Source organism: Roseibium sp. (assembly GCF_048260565.1).
Taxonomy (GTDB): domain Bacteria; phylum Pseudomonadota; class Alphaproteobacteria; order Rhizobiales; family Stappiaceae; genus Roseibium.
Map to the genome: position 1 here is coordinate 2853 of NZ_JBLXGP010000023.1, position 338 is coordinate 3190.

1 protein-coding gene and 1 pseudogene are annotated in these 338 nt (G+C 58.0%); both read right to left on the reverse strand.

Translation table 11 applies throughout. The features are described 5' to 3' along the window. Window positions 1-179: pseudogene (locus tag ACN0SO_RS26560) on the reverse strand (50S ribosomal protein L18); the annotation flags it as partial. A gap of 12 nt (window positions 180-191) precedes the next feature. Further along, a partial coding sequence (gene rplF / locus ACN0SO_RS26565; protein ID WP_417682843.1) for a 50S ribosomal protein L6 occupies window positions 192-338 on the reverse strand: 147 nt, incomplete at its 5' end.

The following is a 338-nucleotide window of genomic DNA, read 5'->3' on the forward strand; positions in this document are numbered from 1 at the left end:
TCGCCTCCAATGGTACAAGCCGATGCAATGGTGTGACCCTTGGCGTCGTCGATGATCTGGGCATAGATCTGCTTCGACGAGCGGAACACAGAAAGCCGCGGACGTCCGTTCGCCACCTTCTTGAGAGAACGGCGCACGCGATCGCGGCGGCGTTCGAAAGCAATTTTGCTGTTCGCCATGATGCAGGTCCGTTACTTCTTCTTGCCTTCTTTGCGGACGATAAACTCGCCTGCATGCCGAACGCCCTTGCCCTTGTAGGGCTCCGGCGGACGGAACTCGCGGATTTCAGCCGCAACCTGGCCAACCGACTGCTTGTCGATGCCAGTGATGATGATCTC